This is a genomic window from Hyalangium sp. (assembly GCF_035629615.1).
Lineage (GTDB): Bacteria > Myxococcota > Myxococcia > Myxococcales > Myxococcaceae > Hyalangium.
The window spans coordinates 1-18,801 of sequence record NZ_DASPHO010000433.1 but is presented as its reverse complement, the minus strand read 5'-3'; the positions used below and the strand labels follow the sequence as shown (position 1 = coordinate 18,801).

At 67.7% G+C, this 18,801-nt stretch carries 16 protein-coding genes and 2 tRNA genes; 3 read left to right on the top strand and 15 right to left on the bottom strand.

The features are described 5' to 3' along the window. Positions 1–140 precede the first annotated feature (140 nt). The 5 genes from VD972_RS22270 to dnaK form a co-directional block, all read right to left on the bottom strand. Complete coding sequence (locus VD972_RS22270) at positions 141–704, bottom strand: hypothetical protein (protein ID WP_324990155.1); 564 nt, start codon at positions 702–704, stop codon at positions 141–143. 14 nt (positions 705–718) lie between these two features. Further along, positions 719–3,013 (bottom strand): vWA domain-containing protein, encoded by a 2,295-nt coding sequence (locus VD972_RS22265; RefSeq protein ID WP_324990153.1) that lies wholly within the window; start codon positions 3,011–3,013, stop codon positions 719–721. Positions 3,014–3,071: 58 nt separating this feature from the next. Further along, positions 3,072–5,666 carry an AAA family ATPase gene (locus VD972_RS22260; protein ID WP_324990151.1) on the bottom strand — a complete coding sequence of 865 codons (2,595 nt, stop codon included), beginning with the start codon at positions 5,664–5,666 and terminating at the stop codon, positions 3,072–3,074. 19 nt (positions 5,667–5,685) lie between these two features. Then, entirely contained in the window at positions 5,686–6,090 is a 405-nt protein-coding gene (locus VD972_RS22255) for a DUF393 domain-containing protein (RefSeq protein WP_324990149.1), read from the bottom strand. A 144-nt stretch (positions 6,091–6,234) separates the two neighbouring features. Next, positions 6,235–8,145 carry a molecular chaperone DnaK gene (gene dnaK / locus VD972_RS22250; protein ID WP_324990147.1) on the bottom strand — a complete coding sequence of 637 codons (1,911 nt, stop codon included), beginning with the start codon at positions 8,143–8,145 and terminating at the stop codon, positions 6,235–6,237. Between the two features lie 435 nt (positions 8,146–8,580). Between dnaK and VD972_RS22245 the strand changes: the two genes are divergently transcribed. Next, on the top strand, positions 8,581–9,672 hold the full coding sequence (locus VD972_RS22245) for a diacylglycerol/lipid kinase family protein (RefSeq protein WP_324990145.1): 1,092 nt from the start codon (positions 8,581–8,583) through the stop codon (positions 9,670–9,672). Positions 9,673–9,793: 121 nt separating this feature from the next. Here VD972_RS22245 and VD972_RS22240 read toward each other — a convergent pair whose 3' ends face one another. From VD972_RS22240 to greB, 5 genes are all read right to left on the bottom strand, one after another. Then, positions 9,794–10,552: an SAM-dependent methyltransferase gene (locus tag VD972_RS22240; protein WP_324990143.1), complete on the bottom strand. Its 759-nt coding sequence runs from the start codon at positions 10,550–10,552 to the stop codon at positions 9,794–9,796. Between the two features lie 53 nt (positions 10,553–10,605). After that, entirely contained in the window at positions 10,606–10,911 is a 306-nt protein-coding gene (locus VD972_RS22235; RefSeq protein ID WP_324990141.1) for an HP0495 family protein, read from the bottom strand. Between the two features lie 29 nt (positions 10,912–10,940). After that, entirely contained in the window at positions 10,941–12,260 is a 1,320-nt protein-coding gene (locus tag VD972_RS22230) for a PhoH family protein (protein WP_324990139.1), read from the bottom strand. A 298-nt stretch (positions 12,261–12,558) separates the two neighbouring features. After that, positions 12,559–13,500 carry a deacetylase gene (locus VD972_RS22225; protein WP_324990137.1) on the bottom strand — a complete coding sequence of 314 codons (942 nt, stop codon included), beginning with the start codon at positions 13,498–13,500 and terminating at the stop codon, positions 12,559–12,561. 34 nt (positions 13,501–13,534) lie between these two features. After that, on the bottom strand, positions 13,535–14,071 hold the full coding sequence (gene greB, locus VD972_RS22220; RefSeq protein WP_324990135.1) for a transcription elongation factor GreB: 537 nt from the start codon (positions 14,069–14,071) through the stop codon (positions 13,535–13,537). A 178-nt stretch (positions 14,072–14,249) separates the two neighbouring features. Here greB and VD972_RS22215 point away from each other — a divergent pair. Both VD972_RS22215 and VD972_RS22210 read left to right on the top strand, forming a co-directional pair. After that, a tRNA-Lys gene (locus VD972_RS22215) sits at positions 14,250–14,322 on the top strand. Between the two features lie 5 nt (positions 14,323–14,327). After that, positions 14,328–14,400: transfer RNA gene (locus VD972_RS22210), tRNA-Glu, on the top strand. A 274-nt stretch (positions 14,401–14,674) separates the two neighbouring features. On the opposite strand, the gene VD972_RS22205 is transcribed toward VD972_RS22210, so the two are convergent. The 5 genes from VD972_RS22205 to VD972_RS22185 all read right to left on the bottom strand — a co-directional run. Then, positions 14,675–14,854: a hypothetical protein gene (locus VD972_RS22205; protein ID WP_324990133.1), complete on the bottom strand. Its 180-nt coding sequence runs from the start codon at positions 14,852–14,854 to the stop codon at positions 14,675–14,677. Between the two features lie 241 nt (positions 14,855–15,095). Continuing rightward, complete coding sequence (locus VD972_RS22200) at positions 15,096–15,851, bottom strand: DUF5953 family protein (protein ID WP_324990131.1); 756 nt, start codon at positions 15,849–15,851, stop codon at positions 15,096–15,098. Continuing rightward, positions 15,848–16,294, bottom strand: coding sequence for a DUF6310 domain-containing protein (locus VD972_RS22195; protein ID WP_324990129.1), 447 nt, complete (start codon positions 16,292–16,294; stop codon positions 15,848–15,850). The genes VD972_RS22200 and VD972_RS22195 overlap by 4 nt, the downstream gene beginning before the upstream one ends. A gap of 698 nt (positions 16,295–16,992) precedes the next feature. Further along, complete coding sequence (locus tag VD972_RS22190; RefSeq protein ID WP_324990127.1) at positions 16,993–17,352, bottom strand: iron chaperone; 360 nt, start codon at positions 17,350–17,352, stop codon at positions 16,993–16,995. A gap of 139 nt (positions 17,353–17,491) precedes the next feature. Beyond that, on the bottom strand, positions 17,492–18,801 hold a 1,310-nt coding region (locus VD972_RS22185; RefSeq protein ID WP_324990125.1), incomplete at its 5' end, for a sensor histidine kinase.

The window sequence follows — 18,801 nt, the reverse complement described above, 5'->3', positions numbered from 1 at the left end:
TCTTCTTGGCAACCGGAAGCAGCGGAGCCACTCGCTCCCATAGCGCATCCGGTAGGAGGTCGCGAGCCATGGGCCCTAGGTGCTCATGGCCCGGCTATCCGTCCACCCTCCCTTTCAAACCTGACTTTTGTTAGGAGCTCTTACTCGGCCTTGTCCCCTGCCCCGCGCTCCTCGCGATAGATCTCCGCGAGCTGGTGGGCCCGCTCAATCTCGTCTCGGGCGGCGTCCAGGGCGAGCGCCTTCTCCACGCGCTCCACCTGCTCGCGCATGGCGCCGCTGACGAGGCTGCCCGCGACGAGCCGGGCCGAGGCACTCTGCCGCTCGGTGCGCAGCTCGGTGACGCGCGCGCCCACCTCCGCGGCGGCCTCCAGCAGCAGCCGGGAGTCCTTCTCCGAGCGCTCCAGTGCCTCGCGGGTGGACTGGAGCAGGGCCTCTGTCTGCTCCTTGTCCTTGTGGAGCACCTGCATGGCCTTCAGGTCCGCACGGGACTCCGCCACCTTGTAGCGCTCGTCGAGCTCCGGCAGCCGGCGCGTGTAGCGATCCACCGAGCGCGTCAGCTCGCCCTTCAGCGCCAGCAGCGTGGCCGCGGACTTGCGGACCTCGGCGGCCTGGCGCTCCAGATCTTCGATGAGCTGATCGAAGGCCGCCAGCGGGTCCACTGGCTTCTTCTTCTCCTTCTTCTTGCGCCAGAACCCGAAGAACATGTCCGGGCTGAAGCCTACCCGAACGGGCGGCAGAGGAGGCGAACCCGCGCGAGGTTGTCCTGGACGGCCTTGTTCCCCGCGGACAGGGCCGTCAGGTAGCGGGCCGGCGTCAGCTGGTAGACACCGAGCAGGTGCTGGAGCAGCACCACAGTCTCCGTGGGCCTGCGGTCCGCGGGCGCCAGCGAGGCGGCCTCAGCCAGCGCGTCCAGGATGTCCGCCACCCGCGCCAGCACATCCTTCCCCACGGCCTCACGCTGCTGGGCCTGAGGCTGCTCTGGGAACAGGGCGTCGAAGGAGGCCTCCACCGCCACCGTGGCGGTGCTGGCGCTGCGCTTGGAGGCCATGGACTCCAGGGCCTCCAGGTGCGGCCACAGCGCCTCGAGGTTCTCCGGCGTGTCGGGTGCATCCGCCGGGAGCAGCGTGCGCCAGGGCACGTCGAACTCGGTGCGCGCCCACTGGATCTCCTCGTCGGAGAGGTGGTGGTAGAAGGCGCGGCCGCCCTGGGAGCGCTGCTCTTGCACGAGGGCTCGAAGGTCCGCGTTCTCCTCACCGAGCGAGATGAAGCTCAGCGCGATGGTGAGCGAGTCCATGGGTGCGCGGGTGCGGCGGATGAGCTCCATGTCCACCCGGTCCTCGCCATCGGTAACGAGCACCACGGTGGCCCGGGCCAGGTAGGGATCCCGCCCCTGCGCCGCGAGGATGGAGTCGAACGCGGCCATCAGCGCCAGGCTGATGTCCGTCTGCCCCTCGGCCGGCGATTGCCGGAAGAGCTTCTCGATCTGCCGGGTGGACTCAGGGGCGGTGTCCACCCGGGCCAGCTCGGTGGGCGAGTCGTTGAAGAAGGAGAAGTACAGCGGATCGAAGGGCAGCCCCTGGCGGGCCTTGGCACGCAGGTTGTTCAGCTCGGCGATGAGGATGGCGTCGCGGAACCGGGCGCGCGCGCCATGCATGGAGCCGGAGGCATCCAGCACGTAGACGCGCACCGCAGTGCGCTTCATCTTCTTGGGCTTCGGTGGCGGCTCCTCCTCCATGTAGGCGCGCACGAGCTGGCGGTTGGCGGCCATGTCGTAGACGAGCATCCGCGGATCGGAGACGACGAAGTCGTGCACCTCGTGGAGGCTGCCCGTCGTCTCGAAGGTCATCCTCTGCGTGGGGTACGGCACGCGCTTGGGGATGGAGCGCAGCGTCCCGGTGTCGACCTGGGCGATCTCCTCGGAGAGCGAGTCCTCCACGTCGAAGTAGCGGGCGCACCCTGCCGCCAGCTCGAAGGCGGCGAGCTGCTCGGGATCGAGCGAGAAGGCCAGGTCCGCCAGGAGATCATCCGCCCCAGACTTCTTCCTGCCCTTCTCTTGGAGCCCCTCCTCCACCTCGGCGTCCCGCAGGCGGGGCTTCTCGCCAAACCAGCGGGCCATCTCCTGCCGCTCGGCCTGCTCCACCCAGGCCTTCATCCGGCTGCTCGAGGGCAGCATCGGCTCCAGCGCGGCGCGGGCGGCGGAGGCGAGCTTCGTGTCCCCCGCCTCCACCGCCCGATCATAGAGCCCCTTCAGTGAGCGGTAGGCCTCTCCTGGCGACCGCCGGGCGGTGTGGCGGACCTGCTTCACCAGCTCCTGCAGCGAGCGCACAGCCGGGCTGGCCCGGGTGCGCTCACGTGCCTCTGCCACCTCCCGGCGGAGCACCACACCCCGATCTCGATCGTGGTCCGCACCCAGCCGCAGGAGCACCTCGTGAGCGAGATCCAGATCGCGCCGCTTCTGGATCACGTCCTCGACGTTCTCCCGGGCCCGCTCCGCGAGGAACTCGGCGATGGCCATGCGCGCACTGGAAGGTGCTCGCCCCTTCCAGGCATGGTTGCCGCGCGGGAGGATCTCGAAGGGCGGCTGCGCCCCCGGCGCAGAGGCGAACACGTCCGCCACCTTCACCACGCGCGCCAACTGCACGAAGGCCCGCTCCAGTGCCGTCCGCGCTCCGGTAGGCATCTCCCCTGCCCGGCGCGCACGCTCCACCTGGCGCAGCCGTTCCTCGAACTCCTCCAGCGCCTCGCTCGCTCGGTCAGCCAGCGCCTCCGCGAGCTGGCCCGCCCGACCCCTGCGCACCCCCAGCAACCGCAGCAGGTGTGCGTCCGCCAAGGTGTGGACTCCGACCCGATCGAGCTCCTTGTCCAGCTCCGCGATGATGGGGAACGAGAGATCCACCTCTCCCGGAGCCATCAGCCCAAGCGCCCAGCCCACCATGCCCGCGGGGCGGGCGGTAGTGGGCTGCTGGAGCGAGTCCAGGCGCAGGCGCAGCGCCGTGAGCCGAGGGGCGAGCATGCTCAGGGTCCCCCGAGAGCCGCTTCATGCGGCGCGCCGAGCTGGCAGGTCCGAGGACTCACAGCGTCGCCCGGATCTCCAGCAAGCGCTTGCTGAAGCGCCCGAAGTCTTCATCGATCCCCCGGAGCTGGAGCGAGAGCTTGCGTGCGGACTCGCCGAGCTCCCCCTGGATTGCCCCCAGTGTGCCCAGCACGCCCCGGAGCCGCACCAGCTCGCCCTCCTTCAGCGCGAGCAGTGGGAACCGGCTCCGCACCAACCGCTCGAAGGTGCGCTCCGCCTCCGCCCGCCTCTTGGGAGACTCGAGCTCCGGCGTCAGCGCGGTGAGCAGCTGCGTCAGCCAGCTCCGCAGGTACTTGATGCGCGTGTCGGCGAAGACCAGCTCGGCCTGGGCCACCGCCTGACGAACGCTGTCCGAGAGGAACGAGGCCGCTGTGGAAGGCCGCGCGAAGGCGAGCTGGCTGTCCAGCCCGAGCAGTGCGGCCAGCTCCCCATCCGGCGCCCGGACGGAGAAGCTGGTGCGGTAGAAGGAGTAGGCGTCGCCATTGACGACGGCGGCGGGTGCTGGGGGTGGACCTGCCACGTCCCGGGCCAGCGAGCGGGCGTGCTCGACGAGCCGCTGCTCCATGATCTCCCGGCACTGAGCCAGGACGGCCTCGGGAGGGACGCCCTCCTGCCGGAGGTTGTCCGCCACCGTCTGCGCCGCGCGAGCGTATTGCTCGATGCGCTCGAAGGGCGTGGTGGAGAGGACCTGCTTCGCATACGACAGCGCGAGCGGCTGGAGCAGTTCCTCCTTGAGCCCGGGCTGCGACGGATCCAGCGCCTGCAGGGACTTCTCCAGCTGGGTCAGCCGGCGCGAGTCCGTGGAGAGCGCCTCGAAGGGATCGCGCTTGCCCGCGAGCCTGGGTGTCTGGAAGGCCCCCGCGGCGCGCCTTCGCAGTGATCCGACCACCCGCCGCCGCACCGCCATGTCCGCCACCCGCAGCCGCTCCATGGCCGCTGCCGCGCCCTCGACGAGCAGCCCAGACAGCGCCGACACCTGGGAGATCTCCTCCTCCAGGTTGTCAGCCAGCGCGACCAGCCCTTCGATCTTGAGCCCGTCCTCGAACTCCACACCCTCGGCTGAGAGGGCGATCATCTCCAGCAGCGCCTCCAGCATGCGAGCGGAGGCTTCGCACAGCGGGCCGAAGTGCGTCCGCAGCTCGGGGACGGAGCGGCACAGCTCCAACGTGTCCTTGAAGGCGGACAGGAGCTGGAGCCCACCCCGGCCCTCCGGGGTGCCTCCCCCAGCGGCGGCTCCGGCCCCCTCCTGGGGGCTCATGCCACGAGCCAGCCGCTGCTCCACGGCCACGAGCAGTCCCCGCGCTGCCACCAGCAAGGGGGCGCGGTTCTCCTGATGTCTCGGGCCCGGGACGAGCTTCACCATCAGCCGCTGGGCGGTGATGGACGCCAGGCCGGGCTGGAAGCTGCGCGACAGCGCCTCGGTGGCGGACACATCCTCCGCGGCCGCCAGCGCGGAGGACTCGCGCTCCACGCCGGAGACCAGCTCGCTGCGCACCTTGATGAGCGTCTCGTCGAAGGTCCTCTGCTCCAGCCGGACGATCTCCAGCTGCGCCCGCTCGCGCGGATCCACCGCCACCTTGAGGAGCGCCTCGGCCTCCGCCGCCGGCGGCCCCCCGAGCAGGAAGAACCAGCGCAGGGCGTCCAGATCCTCGATCGTCGCGTCCAGCGACCGATCCGGGTGCTGGTAGATCTGATCACGCACCACCGCGGCCTTGAGCGCCCACAGCGCCTTCACCACCGAGCGCTGGGAGAAGTACTTGGTGGGCACGTAGTCCGGCAGCTTGGACACCTGCGCCGTCAGCGAGCGCTCCAGTCCATCCGCCAGCAGCTCCACGCCCTCCAGCACCTGGCTGGAGACCTTGACCTTCTCCACGGACTCCTGGAGCAGATCCAGCTGCTGCAGGGTGAGCACGGCGCGCAGATCCGGCCGGGAGCCGTGCATGAAGCGGTGGAGCATGGCGGCCCGGCTGGCGCGGCGGGCGAACGACTTGGGCACGAAGCCGATGAAGCTGAGGCGGTCCGCGAAGGCCAGCAGCAGCTCCGGCGAGCGCGCCAGCACCTCCGAGAGGTACCGGTTGCTCGTCATGATGGCGCACTCGATGCGCCCGCTCGTCACCCGCCGTCCGTGCTTGAGCTCGCGCTCGTGCAGGACGTTGAGGATGGAGCGCAGCAGCATGTCGCGCCCGTCGAACACCTCGTCGAGGAACGCATGGACGGCACCCAGAATGCCGTCCTCGGTGATGAACTCGGTGCGGCCCGTCTCGGTGAGCACCTTGAAGTCCACCGGACCGATGAGGTCCGTCTGCACGGTGGACTCGGCGATCTGCTTGGCGAAGAGCGAGGGGGCCCCCGTCTTCTCGTCGACGATGCGCCCCAGCACCGCGCTGGCGATGGCGCTCTTGGCCGTGCCAGGGGGACCAACGACGAGCACATGCTCCCGGCACAGCAGCGCCAGCTCGATCTGGGTGAAGAGCGTCTCGCGCTCGAGGTACGTCTCGCGCAGCTCTCCGAAGAAACGGCGGAAGGCCTGCGCGGCCTGGGGATGAGTCGTGGGGTGGGTCACGGGAACCGGGCCAAACGGTAGGCGCGGCATGTTAGCCCCCACCTCCCGCTTATTTGAAGTGCACCGCGCAGGCTCCGTCCGGGCACTCCCGCCCGGCGATGCGGAAGCGGTACCGGGCGACGACGCCATAGAGGGCATCCACCAGCTGCCGGAGCCCCGGCACATAGTAGAGGTAGAGCAACTTGCCCCACACCTTGCGTCCCAGCGCCCGGACGATGGCCTCGGCGCCCTCGACGACGCGGCCATCCGCCTGGATGAGCTGCATGGCCTTCTCACACCGCTCGGAGGCGACCCCTGGGAAGGCGCCGAGCACTCCCTCATCCCGGAACGAGCGCAGTTGCGTCCCCCGGCTCCCCAAGAGCCGTTCGAGCTTCCGAGCGCCCGCGCTGCACAGCCGGCAGTGCCCGTCGAACAGGATCACGTCATGCCCGGGAGGCGTGGTCATCAGCGCCATGGCGTGCCACCTCTCACGCTCCCAGTATGTCACCGGGGTGCGGCATTCTCATGCGAATCCCCGGGGCCCGGCCGAAAAGCAGAAGAGCCGATGTCCCGAGGGAACACCGGCCCTTCTCACTGCACAGCTCCCAAGCCGCGTCCGTTATGACTGGCGGAACTCAGCGTCCACCACGTCATCCTTCTTCGGCGTGGCCTGACTGCCTGGCGCCGCGGAAGGCTCGCCACCCGGAGGCGGAGCCTCGCCGCCCGCAGAGCCGGTGGCGCGGTACATCTCCTCCGCGATCTTGTAGCTGACCTGCTGGAGCGCATCGAGCGAGGACTTGATGGCGTCCTTGTCCTGGCCCTCGCGGACCTTGTTGACGTTGGCCACGGCCTCCTCGAGCGCCTTGGCGCTGTCCGCGGAGAGCTTGTCCTTGTTCTCCTTGAGCATCTTCTCCGCGGCGTACACCTGGCTCTCGGCCTGGTTCTTCACCTCGACCAGCTCGCGGCGGGCCTTGTCGGCGGTCTCATTCTCCCGCGCCTGGTTGACCATTTTCTCCACTTCCTCCTTGGCGAGACCCGAGGAGTGGGTGATCTGGACCTTCTGCTCCTTGCCCGTGGCCTTGTCCTTGGCGCTGACGTTGAGGATGCCGTTGGCGTCAATGTCGAACGTCACCTCGATCTGCGGCACGCCGCGCGGGGCCGGGGGCATGCCCGTGAGGTGGAAGCGGCCCAGGCTGCGGTTGTCGCCGGCCATCTCACGCTCACCCTGCAGCACGTGGATCTCCACCTGCGTCTGGCCGTCCGCGGCCGTGGAGAACGTCTCCGACTTGCGGGTGGGAATCGTCGTGTTGCGCTCGATGAGCTTGGTCATCACGCCGCCCAGCGTCTCCACGCCCAGCGACAGCGGGGTGACGTCCAGCAGGAGGATGTCCTTCACCTCGCCGGAGAGCACGCCGGCCTGCACGGCCGCGCCCACGGCCACCACCTCGTCCGGGTTCACGCTCTCGTTGGGCTTCTTGCCGAACAGCCGCTCCACCGCCGCCTTCACCTTCGGGATGCGGGTGCTGCCGCCCACGAGCACCACCTCGTTCAGGTCCTTGGGCTCCACGCCCGCGTCCTTGAGGCACTTGCGGCACGGCTCCAGCGAGCGCTCGATGAGATCGTCGATCATCGCCTCGAACTTGGCGCGCGACAGCTTCACGTTGAGGTGCTTGGGGCCGGACGCGTCCGCGGTGAGGAATGGGAGGTTGATCTCCGTCTCCATCGCGCTGGACAGCTCGATCTTGGCCTTCTCCGCGGCCTCCTTGAGGCGCTGGAGCACCATCTTGTCCTTGCTGATGTCGAGCCCGTTGTCCTTCTTGAACTCGGTGATCAGCCAGTCCATGATCCGGATGTCGATGTTGTCGCCGCCCAGGTGCGTGTCACCGTTGGTCGCGAGCACATCCACCACGTTCTCGCCCACCTCCAGGATGGAGATGTCGAAGGTGCCGCCGCCGAAGTCGTAGACGGCGATCTTCTCGTCCTTCTTCTTGTCCAGACCGTACGCGAGCGCCGCGGCGGTCGGCTCGTTCACGATGCGGCGCACCGTGAGGCCGGCGATCTCACCCGCGTCCTTGGTGGCCTGGCGCTGGGCGTCGTTGAAGTACGCCGGGACGGTGATGACCGCCTCCGTCACCTTCTCGCCCAGGTAGTTCTCCGCAGCGCGCTTCAGCTTGAGCAGCACCTGTGCCGAGATCTCCGGCGGGCTGAACTGCTTGCCGTCGATCTCCACGCGCGCATCACCGTGCGGCCCGCGGACGACCTTGTAAGGCACCAGCTTCGCCTCGTCGGAGGTCTCCTCGAAGCGCCGGCCCATGAAGCGCTTGATCGAGTAGACGGTGCGCTCTGGGTTGGTGATGGACTGCCGCTTGGCGACCTGGCCTACCAGGCGCTCCCCATCCTTGGTGAACGCCACGACCGAGGGCGTAATGCGGTTGCCTTCCTCGTTGACGATGACCTTGGGCTCGCGACCCTCCATGATCGCCACCACGCTGTTGGTGGTGCCCAGGTCGATTCCAATGATCTTGCCCACGGTTTCTATCCTCCGGAAACGACTGCGTTTTTCTACGAAACCCTGATGTACGCCCAACGTAACCACCCAAGGGGGGGTGTCAAACCCTGCGGTCTCGGGGGCTTACGCGCCACCAGCGCTGGGTGCTTCGCTCGCTGCGCTGTCCGGTGGAGAGAGCAGCCGCTCGGAGGGAGCTGCAGGCCCACGAGGGGACGGCCGACCGCGTCACACGTTCGCCACCGAACCGTCAAAAGTGCGTAACGCGCTCTACACCGCCGTCACCGTTGGGTAGCGTTCACTCTACCCTGGCATGGGGGCAAGAAGTGCCAACCCCTTGAAATCACGTTCAGCGCACTGGGCTGACGCCTCGCGTCAGTTGTTGGCGAGGAATGTGCACACGAGGACAGCCGACGCTCGTATCGCGCACGACAGTTCCTCCCCAGGAGCCTGCCCCCCATGCTGGTACAGCCCCTTCGTCCCTCGAATCTCCACCAGGTTCCGGCGACTTCCGCCACCCCTGAGCCGAAGGTCGCCGTGCTGTTGAACGCCAACGCCCGCAAGGTGGATGCGCGGGTTGTGAAGTCCCTTTCACACATCGTCCCCGAGGAGGATCTGTTCCTCTCGCGCTCGCCGCTGGATGCGCGCCGGATCTCGCAGACGGTGCTGGAGCGCGGCTATCCCCTTGTCTTTACGGGTGGTGGGGACGGCACCTTCATGGGGTTCGTCAACGAGTTCCTCCGTCAGATCGAGCCCCGGGGCCGGTTCGCGGGCCAGCCCCTGCCCCGCTTCGGCGTGCTGAAGCTGGGCACTGGCAACGGCCTGGCCAACTTCATCAACGCCTCCAACCCCAGCGGTGACGGCATCCTCCACGACGTGGTGCGCGCCCTGGCCGGAGACGTGGCGGGCGTGCGCCGCATGGACATGGTGATGGTGGATGGGCAGCGCACCCCGTTCGCGGGCATGGGCGTCGACGGCAAGCTGCTCAACGACTACATCTGGGTGAAGGAGAACCTGGGCAAGGGCCTCTTCAAGAAGATGATGACGGGCAGCGGCGGTTACTTCTCGGCGGTGGCCTTCAAGACAGTGCCGCACTACCTGACGCACTCCACGTGGGTGGAGTGCGAGGTCATCAACGGCGCGAGCGAGGCGTACCGCCTGGGCTCGGATGGCCGCCCGGTGGGCGAGCCGCTGGCGCCGGGTGAGGCGCTCTTCCGCGGCAAGCTGATGCTGGCGGGCGCAGCCACCATGCCCTTCTACGGCTACGGCTTCCGGATGTTCCCCTTCGCCAACCAGCGGCGCGGGATGATGCACGTGCGGCTGGGCCAGGTGCCCACCACGCAAGTGCTGGCCAACCTGCCCAAGCTGTGGGCCGGCCGCTGGTTCCCCGAGGGCATCCACGACTTCCACGCCAAGGATGTGACGATCCGCTTCGCCCGGCCCATGCCACTGCAGATCGGCGGCGACGCGGCGGGCTACCGGGACGAGGTGAAGCTCTCCATCGCCCCCGAGTCCGTGGAGCTGCTGGACTTCCACGCCTCGGTGAACTGAGCCGCGGCCGGCGCCGCACCTGCCTGCGGGCCCTCTCGTGATGAGGGGCCTGGCTGTCGACGCGTCGCTTCGCTCCTGACGCCGGGCTTGGCTTCCCGGCACCGGTGCTCGCTCCGAGCGCCTAGCCGCGATCGCGCGACGCTGGCGGCTTCTCCCCCGGCTCCTTGCGGCGGCCGATGAGGAAGGCGTAGCTCACACCCGCCTTGCCGTTCTGCTCGCGGTGCACGGCGATCTCCTGCCGCATCACCTCGGCCTCCTTGGCGGGCGCGCTCTCCAGGCGCTGCTCGACATCGCGGTAGAGAAAGTCCAGCTCCAGGTCCGTGAGGCTCTCCACGGACTCGGGCTCATAGCCATGGGCCTCGAGCTCCAGGAGCAGCTCTCGGGGCAGCAACAGCTGGGTCCCGAGCCGCTTCTCCCAGAACTCCAGCGCCGGCTTTGCCGTATAGCGCCCCACCCGGGCCGGGAACGTCATCCCGATGCGCCCGCGCGTTGCCAGCAGCCGGCGGAGCGTCGTGAGGGTAGTGTCCAGGGGATAGAACACGCGGCCTTGGATCAAGATGGCGTCGAACTCGCCGTCCGGGAAGCCAAGCCGGTCCAGCTCCACCCGCCGCGTCTCCACACGGTCTCCGAGGGACAGCGCCCTCACCCGCTCACGGACCGGGGCCAGCAGCGCATCCTCGGTGTCCGCTGCCACGACCGAGCAGCCCAGGTCTCGTGCCAGCAGCACGGGGGCGCCAACAGGGCCGCAGCCCAGCACCAGGACGCGGCAGCCGGGCTCCAGCTGCGCGGCCCGGGCGAAGCGGCGCGTCGCCTCATCCGAGCCAAAGGCGCGCCGAGCTTCACCAGGGTAATAGAGAGGGAAAGGCCCGGCCGGACTCATGCACCCTCGTCTTATACCCAACCCGGAGGGAGTTCCAGTTGGCGGTAGGGGAATCAGAGGTAGTAGATGACCCGCTTCTCCTGGTGGAGCTGGGCGTAGATGGAGCGACGGTGCTCCTCGGAGAGCAGGTACACGGAGACGCTCACCGAGAGGTACTTGCCCCGGCTGCTCGGCTGCTCGTGGATGGAGTCCGGGGAGATCTCCGTGCCCATCAGCCGCTTGAAGAGCTGGCGTACGTACTCCTTGAAGCCGTGCTCCTGCAGCCCCATGACCTTGAAGGTGTAGATGGCCGGGTACTCGATGAGCGGCTTCTTCTCCTCTGCTTCGCCAGGGGGCGCCGGGGGGCTGTCCTTGCTCATGACACGTCTCGTCGTCTGGCGCGCAGGACTTAGAGGAGGTTGGCCGCGAGCTCGGCCAGGGCGCTGCGCTCGCCCTTGGCCATGGTGATGTGGCCCGCGATCTTCTCGTTCTTGAAGCGGTTGACCACGTGCACGAGGCCGTTGTTCGTCGCGTCCACGTAGGGGTTGTCGATCTGGAAGGGATCGCCCGTGAGGACGATCTTCGTGTTGTCGCCCACGCGGGTGATGATCGTCTTGACTTCATGAGGCGTGAGGTTCTGCGCCTCGTCCACGATGATGAACTGGTTGGGGATGCTGCGGCCGCGAATATACGTCAGCGGCTCAATCTCGATCAGCCCCAGATCCACCAGCTCGTGGTAGCCGCGGCCCGCCTTCTTGTCGGCCCGGCTGAGGTTCATGAGGAACTCCACGTTGTCGAAGATGGGCTGCATCCAGGGGTTGAGCTTCTCCTCGACGCTGCCCGGCAGGTACCCGATGTCCCGTCCGAGCGGGAAGATGGGCCGGCTCACCAGCAGCTTCTGGTACAGGCTCTCCTCCGTCACCTTGTGGAGCCCCGCGGCAATGGCCATCAGCGTCTTGCCCGTGCCGGCCTTGCCCACGATGGTGACGAGCTTGATGTCGTCATTGAGCAGCAGATCCAGCACGAAGGCCTGCTCCATGTTGCGGGGGCGCACGCCCCAGATGCCCTCCTTGATGAGGCGCAGCAGGGGCACGATCTTGCCCTTGGCGGCATTGAAGCGCCCCATGGCCGTGTGCGAGGGGTTGGTCTCGTCCTTGAGCAGCAGGCACTGGTTGGGGAAGAGCTTGTCCTGCCCCGCCACCTCCACCTCGGCGCCCGGCTTGTACATCTGGTCCACCGCCTCGCGCGGGACGAGCAGCTCGGTGAAGCCGGTGTACAGCTCGGTGATCTCGACGCGCTCGGTGTCGTAGTCCTCGGCGATGAGGCCCAGCGCGTCCGCGCGGATGCGCAGGTTGGTGTCCTTGGTGATGAAGACGGCCTGGGTGTCCGGCTCCTTCTTCATCGTCTCGAGGGCCACCGAGAGAATGCGGTTGTCCATCATGTCGCCGTCCGCCAGCTGCGGAGGCAACCGCTCTTCCGCGAAGCTCACGCGCAGGAAGCCCCCGTGTGGCATGGGGACCCCCTCCTTCAGCGAGCCTTCGGTGCGGAACGAGTCGAGGTAGCGCGCAACCATTCGCGCGTTGCGGCCCAGCTCCGAGAGATCCCGCTTGAACTGGTCGATCTCCTCGATCACGTAGATCGGGATGATGACGTTGTTGTCCTTGAAGGTGTAGATGCTGCGTGGATCGTGGAGGAGGACGTTGGTGTCGAGGATGAAGTTCTTCGGCATCGTGGTGGTTGCGACCTCTACGGGTGCGACCGCGTGGACGCTGCTAGGACGACCTTCCAATGGCGAATATAGACACCGGCTTCCAGGGAAGCAGCCGTCTTCCTACCGGAGTACAGCGCTTCCGCCAGACCCGGGCCCTACTTCCACCGTAGGAAGGCCGAGCCCCCGGCCTTCCGCCCCTCTGTGCCCGCCAAGGTGTCCACAGGTGAACCCTTAGGAGGTAGGTTCGAGTCCCTGAGGACCCTCTGGGTAGGCGGCCGGGACGGCCGGGAGACGCCGGTCCGCCTGCTCTGCCGCTTCAGGCCGGCACGAGCGGATCGTAGGCCAGCACCTCTGCCACCGGATCCGGTGGGGGGCCTGGGGGCATGCGATCCCAGGGAAAGCAGTCCTGGAGCGCCTCGAAGTCGATGGTGAGGGGGACCTGGGCCTGCTCCTTCACCGCGGCACGCCACGCCTTGTCATCGAAGAAGCGCTCGAAGCGCCGGGTGAAGGACGCCAGCATGGGCGAAGGCCCGAAGGGAACGGGAGCGCCACCGGGGCCGCGCACGCACCCCAGCTCCACGGCCCACGCGAGCAGCCACCGAGGCCACTGCCGCCCGGCCCTCCGGAGCGCGACGAAGCGGCCCTGGGCGGAGGCCTCCACGAAGTGGAAGTGCCGGGAGTAGACCCAGGCGGCGGCGAAGCTGTTGGGCGTGAGCGCCATGCCCTCGGCGCTCACCCGGCGGGCCATGAGCAGCATCAGCTCGAGGATCTCCGCCGAGAGCGCCAGCCCCGGGCGCACCTGGCCCGGCATCGGCGGGCGGTTCCAGTCGAAGGCGCGGCCCGGGTGCTGGAGCGCGAAGGAGTCCATGTAGAGCAGCGTCCGGGCGTCCAGCGGAGGAGGCAACCCCACTTCGGTGCCCGTCGTCTTTCGTAGGGAGATGTCGGCCGCCGGGGCCTGGTAGCGCTGGCTCCAGAGGATGATGCGGGGGCGGAACGCGTCCTCGAGGGTCAGACGGACCTCGAGCGGCCCCACGCCCCGCTCCTCGAGGCGCTGGATCAGCCCGTACGCGCGAAAGGCCTTCTCCAGCCCCGGGCGGCTGTAGACACCGAAGGCGAGCGCCGTGCGCTGCTCCGTGGACTCCAGCCCCAGCTCCTCGAGGCTCAGTGGCTCGTCGTGTTCGGGGGCGGACAGCTCCGCCGCGCTCAGGCGCTGATAGATGCGACGGAAGCGCGAACCAGGCTGCTGCGTCCGCGGCATCGGGGCGCCCTCCTCTGCACTGCTCTGCTCGATTCTACACGTACTTGATGGAGACGAGGGTGAGCTCGATCTCGCCGCGAGGCCGCATCACCTCAACGGTATCGCCCACCGCCTTGCGCAAGAGCGCCTTGCCGATGGGGGACTCCACGCTGATGCGCCCGCCCTGGGTGTCAATCTCGTCCGAGCCGACGATCTGGTAGGTGGTCTTCGCACCGTCCTCGTCCTCGAGGGTGACAGTGGCACCGAAGTAGACCCGGCGCTGGTCGGGCTGCTCGGAGGGGGTGACGATGGTGGCAGTGTCCAGGCGCCTCTGGAGGAAGCGGATGCGGCGATCGATCTCGCGCAGTCGCTTCTTGCCGTAGATGTACTCGGCGTTCTCCGAGCGATCTCCCTGGGCCGCGGCGGCGGAGACCTCGGCGGTGACCTTGGGGCGCTCTTCGTTGAGCAGGCGCAGCAGCTCGCGGTGCATGCGCTCTGCGCCGGCGCGGGTGAGATAGCGGCGCTGAGGCCCCCTTTCTTCCTCGGCGTCCTCTTCCTGTTCCTCGGGCTCTGGGGGTACGTCCTGACGCATGCCTTCTGTATAGCGCCCCATCGCGACAGAGGGGCAAGCAGGCGGTGGAGAAGTTCACCGGCGAGCGGGACGGCCTGTCAGGAGAGAGAGAACGCGCGCGCCAGTGGAAGTCGCCAGGGACTGCTGGTAGAGAGCCCAGCGGTTGTTCACCATGACCCGGTGCAAAAAAGAATAGTGCGAGTCGCTAGCTCAGCTGGTAGAGCACCGGCCTTTTAAGCCGAGGGTCGGGGGTTCGAGCCCCCCGCGACTCACAGCCGTCCCCGTCGTCTAGAGGCCCAGGACGCTGGCCTTTCAAGCCGGTAACACGGGTTCGAATCCCGTCGGGGACACATAGAAGCAGAGGAAAAACGCGGGGTTGGACGGGTTAACCGTCCAGCCCCGTTTGTTTTCGTCCACCCGCTCTGCGTTAGAAGTGCGTTAGCCCCTGCCGCTGAGAACCATGGGGGCCGCGCCGCGAGCGACCCGGCAAGCTTGGGGAGCTATCACACGGGCCACGTTGCTGCGGCCATCATCCTACGCTCCCCTCGTGGCGATCCTCCATGGAGGCAAGGGAGCCACGCCAGCGGGGGCCACGCGACAGGCGCAGCCCCGTCGGGCCGACTCTCAGGCCGTCGCGGTGTCGTCCGAGCGCTTCAAGCCCAAGTCGACCATGACCGCGCCTGCATCCTTCTTCAGCTCCTTCAGCTCGGCCGCTGCCTGTTCCTTGCCGAATTGCCCCTGCTCGCCTGTGGCCGCGTGCGCGTACTGCAACACGTCCGCCACCTGTGCGCCGACGTACAGCAAGCCGCACTTGCTCTTCGAGCTTCGCCCGCGCCTTGAGAACGCGCAGCGCCTGCTCGCCGCCGATCGGCTGCCCGACCGTCTTGAGAAGCACCTTCCCTCGCGCGTACCCATTGGGTCCGTCACAAGCCGCATCCGCAGCGCCACTCCCCCCTTTGCCGTCAACGTCGCATCGCGCGGCGTCCACTGTGGCCGACCGGGCAGGTATCGCCTGCGCCCGCGCCGCGCGCCCCAAGCTGAGGGGTCAAGGCGCCGCGCGCCCGCCGATCTCCGGGAACCGCTCGTAGGCCCGCAGGAGCGCGTCTAAGTGCGCGGGGTTGTCGAGATCGAGCGGCGCATCCGTGAGCTGCACGACCCACCCACCCGTTGCCGTGCGCCGCGCCCGCGTGAGCAGCTCGGCATCGCGCGCCGTGTCCGGGAACCCAATAGCCTGCGCGGCGGCGGCAGACCAATAATTCAGCCACCCGAGGTAATAGGGAATCTCCGGCGCGCGGATATGCTCGAAGAGCTTTAGCGCGGGCAGCCCCCGGCGTGGGGACGGCGGCCCTTGCAGCGTGGGTGCTGTCTGATACGCGATGTCCAGCGCAGCGTCGTCTGGCGTCGCCTCCCCCCACAGCGCACACGCCCCCTCCGCCACTCCCTCAAGCACAGCCGCCGCTGACGCGATTACGGGCTCGTCCAGTGGCAGTTTCGCATGCACTTCAAACAGGGCCTGACCGCCTGGGCTGAAGAGTCCCGATCTTCCCCTTCCCATAACCGTCACGGGGTAACTCTCGTCCCCGTTGCACATAAGAGGGAATCCCCCGTCCTCAATCCTTTCTACGAGCCACGCGTCGCGCTGCGGCAATGCGATGGGGCGCCCGCCTTTGGCGAGCCGCCACTCCAGGCGTAAGCCGGGGAGCGCCTTTTCCATTCCATGGACGCTATCGAGCGTGCGGCGGTCCTTGCCCATAAGCGCAGGCGCGTAGACGATGATGAGGAGTCTCCTTCGCGTAGTCATCGTTTGCACCCCGTGACGACAATATCGAGGGTCCGGTCCTCTCGCAGCAGCGCCTCTTTGTGCGCCTCGGTGCTCACCCCAACGACGAAGCCATATCCACAGGCCGCAGCGGCTCGTCGCTCCTTATCTATCTGAGTCAATTCCTTCTCAATCTCCTGATCCCGGATGAAGTCATTGTATGTGTCAAAGCGATGGGTCTTGATCTCCCACAGCACGCGCACACCGACTTGCAGCGCATCGAAGCGTATTCCGTTCACGAGCACGTCCATGCCGGGGTAGCGGTTCGGCGGAAAGTTGTCGGCGCACTCGTTACGCGCGTCATCCTTGCCCGCGTGAGCCCCTCGGCGTGGGCTTGCTTCCCGCCACGGGTTTCTGCTCACTGGCTGGCCGCGTCTGAGCCTTGCGCTTCGCACGCTCACGGGATGCGTTCCGTTGATAAGCATCAATCCCCTCTTGGATGGCGGCTGCCACCACCACCACAGTGCCAATAACAATCACTGCTCCAGTGACGACTACCGGCGACGCAAAGACGCAGAGCGCTACGCCCATGGGCACGGCAGCCGCCGTCGCAGGCGCATAGGCGACAGCGCATCTTCCGGTGACATCCCGAAACCTGACCCCGTCGCGATCGAGCGCGTGAAAGCATCTCTCCGCCAGGATCGGCCATTCGTTGGACGCTTCGCTCACCACGCAATGCCCGTCGTCCGTCCAGGGGTACTGTGCCGCCCGCTGAAGGTTGGCGAATCTCGGACTCGGATCCTCCCACTCTCTCGGGCTCGGATCCATCGTGGCGCAGGCCGAGAGCAGGAGCAGGAGCAGGGGGGCGCTGCAAGTTCGGGAATGCATGGCTACGTCCTTTCAATCAAGCGGGGGGCTGTGGGTCAAGGCTGGCCCGCTCCAGAGTCCGCCAGCACGCTCTGACAGCGGGGCCTGCTCGGAGAGTGCCGAAATGAGCCAGCTCGGCGCGGAGCACCAGCAGCTCGGCCGGTGGATTTGCACCAGGGGAGCGGCAATCGAAGCTCGGCGCGGTGAAGTCCCCCTCGCTCCCCCGCCGCGAGATAGCTACGTCACGGGCAGCAGCCGAAGCTCGGGCGCAGTGGGGAACGCGCCGCATGCACCAGCAACTCGAGCCTTACTGAGACTACGTGCCCCCACCTCGCCGCTTCACGAGATGGGCGACGGTCCGCTCGATGAGCTCATAGGGGATCGGCTTGTTCAGCGGAAACTTGAGCGTGTCCTTCGCCTCGCGATAGGGCGCGAGCTCCTCCTCGATGGGCTCGTCGGAGCGGTAGATCGGGTAGAGACCGATATGGCGTTTCCATGCCGCGAAATACACCGCGTTCCGACTGTCGAGCATGAGCGTCGGCATCCCATACTTGATCTTCTCTTCTGCCGCGGGCAGAACCTTCCGGATCGACTGCCGAACCTTCTTGAGAATGACCTGAACGTCCTCGGGAAACGAGGCGATGTAGTCATCGATGGTCGAGAACTTATCTGCCATGCCTCTGCCTCTGGGAGTGAGAGCGGAATGGCATCAGCTTATTCGAACGCTTCCGCGCGGATCGAGTGAGCGCTCGTCCTCAGGCGGAAACGGAGCCGAAGCCAGAGAAGCAGCGCACGCCACCGTGCTTTGCACGCTTCTACCCTGCCCCTTGAACCGCACGCGGCAGGCAGAGCTCCCCCTCCGCGCCGCCGCCGGGCAGGTTGCAGAGCCGGACCGTACCGCCGCTCGCTTCCGCAAAGTTGCGCACCAGATGAAGGCCGAGCCCCGAGCCCGTGGGCTTGGTGGTGGTGGCTCTCTCCCAGACCCTCTGCAGAAGCAGCGGAGGAAAACCCGGCCCATTGTCTCGGACGGACACGGAGACGCCTGAGGCGCTCGCAGGCGTGGTGACGACCACCTCTACCCAGGTCGCCGCTGCCCGGCCATCACCCTCGCAGGCGTTGACGAGCAGATTCAACAGCGCACGGCTGAGCGCGTCCTCGCCGCCCATGGCCAGGACCGAGGGAATGTCGTCGGCGCCCATGAAGCGGATCTCCACGCCCGGAAAGCGTCGCTGGACGAGGCTTGCGGCCGCGGCGTGGGCCGCGCGAACATCCGCGCTCGACCATGTCTCCAGGGACGCCACCGCGTCAGAGGCGTGGGCCTTGATCGAGCGCGCAAATCGAGTCAGCTCGGCAAGGTCTCTCTGCAGGGCGAGAGCGAACTCCGCGCAGCCGTCCCGCACGGGGCCCGCCTCCAGCCGCTCGACACGCTGAACGAGCAGGTCGCTGTGAAGCATGGCCGAGGAGAGGAGCGTCCTCGCGTCGTGGTGCCCCTCCAGGAGCGTCCGCAGATTCTGGTGCGCCAGCGCGGCATGCACCGACTCGAGCGCGCTGCGCCGGGCAAGCTCCCATCCCTGTCGGGCCGCCGCGGCCGCGATCCACATGGCCGCGCCCAGCCAGATGGCCCAGAGCACCAGGTGATGCAACCCGTAGGTAAGCAATGGCCGATTGAGCCACGCGTCAAGCCCGAGCAAGAGGGCCGAGCTGCAGGCCTGCAAGAGCCCCGAGAGCGCGGCACCTCGGGGACTCAGCCGCATGGCGGACGCGCACAGGACGAGCAACACCCCCGTGAAATCCGGGGACATGAGCAGTCCTCGGTACTTGTCCCAAGGCCAGAGCACGTTGGGTAGGAGCGCAGCGAAACACACCACGGCATCCACGCTTCCGGCCACCCGAAGCAGGCGCTCGGCCTCCGCGCCCTCTCGGCGGGTGAGCGTCCAGAGCGAGAAGGCCACGCCGCCACAGAGCGGGAGAAGCGTCCAGAGCTCATGCGGCCATGGCGCCACGGACAGAGCGAGAAAGCGCACCAGGACGAGGGTGCACAGCACGGCGCGGGCCGCCGCAAGCGCCCGCTCACCGCGCACGGCACGGCCCAGCAGCAGGCGTTCGACCCGATCCTGCAGGGCCG

Bases quoted from the DNA above. Each gene is read 5' to 3' on its own strand.
- VD972_RS22260 (WP_324990151.1), bottom strand. From the start codon at position 5,666: ATGCCGCGCCTACCGTTTGGCCCGGTTCCCGTGACCCACCCCACGACT.
- VD972_RS22230 (WP_324990139.1), bottom strand. From the start codon at position 12,260: ATGCCGAAGAACTTCATCCTCGACACCAACGTCCTCCTCCACGATCCA.
- greB (WP_324990135.1), bottom strand. From the start codon at position 14,071: ATGCGTCAGGACGTACCCCCAGAGCCCGAGGAACAGGAAGAGGACGCC.
- VD972_RS22195 (WP_324990129.1), bottom strand. From the start codon at position 16,294: ATGCTTATCAACGGAACGCATCCCGTGAGCGTGCGAAGCGCAAGGCTC.
- VD972_RS22245 (WP_324990145.1), top strand. From the start codon at position 8,581: ATGCTGGTACAGCCCCTTCGTCCCTCGAATCTCCACCAGGTTCCGGCG.
- VD972_RS22265 (WP_324990153.1), bottom strand. From the start codon at position 3,013: ATGCTCGCCCCTCGGCTCACGGCGCTGCGCCTGCGCCTGGACTCGCTC.
- VD972_RS22200 (WP_324990131.1), bottom strand. From the start codon at position 15,851: ATGACTACGCGAAGGAGACTCCTCATCATCGTCTACGCGCCTGCGCTT.
- VD972_RS22240 (WP_324990143.1), bottom strand. From the start codon at position 10,552: ATGAGTCCGGCCGGGCCTTTCCCTCTCTATTACCCTGGTGAAGCTCGG.
- VD972_RS22270 (WP_324990155.1), bottom strand. From the start codon at position 704: ATGTTCTTCGGGTTCTGGCGCAAGAAGAAGGAGAAGAAGAAGCCAGTG.
- VD972_RS22255 (WP_324990149.1), bottom strand. From the start codon at position 6,090: ATGGCGCTGATGACCACGCCTCCCGGGCATGACGTGATCCTGTTCGAC.
- VD972_RS22235 (WP_324990141.1), bottom strand. From the start codon at position 10,911: ATGAGCAAGGACAGCCCCCCGGCGCCCCCTGGCGAAGCAGAGGAGAAG.
- VD972_RS22190 (WP_324990127.1), bottom strand. From the start codon at position 17,352: ATGGCAGATAAGTTCTCGACCATCGATGACTACATCGCCTCGTTTCCC.
- VD972_RS22225 (WP_324990137.1), bottom strand. From the start codon at position 13,500: ATGCCGCGGACGCAGCAGCCTGGTTCGCGCTTCCGTCGCATCTATCAG.